This is a genomic window from Gilvimarinus sp. 1_MG-2023 (genome assembly GCF_030548285.1).
The window spans coordinates 1-228 of sequence record NZ_JAUOSC010001951.1 but is presented as its reverse complement, the minus strand read 5'-3'; the positions used below and the strand labels follow the sequence as shown (position 1 = coordinate 228).

At 49.6% G+C, this 228-nt stretch carries 1 protein-coding gene; it reads left to right on the top strand.

The window, feature by feature from the left end; genetic code table 11:
* Positions 1-228, top strand: a 228-nt coding sequence (locus tag Q4563_RS23470) for an SLC13 family permease (protein ID WP_303606260.1), incomplete at both ends; no start/stop codon positions are given.

Genomic DNA, 228 nt, shown 5'->3' with positions numbered 1-228 from the left:
ATCGACTACTCAATCTTGTTAGTCGTTGCTTGTGCTTTCGGGTTGGGTGCTGCGGTTGAAAAAGTTGGCTTGGCCAAGGATATTGCCAGTGGTTTGCTGGCCGTTGCCGATTCGCCGCTCAGTGCCTTGATTGCCGTGTATCTGGCGACGGTATTACTTACCGAAATGATGACCAACAACGCAGCCGCCATCATTATGCTGCCAATATGTTTAAATACTGCCGAAGTG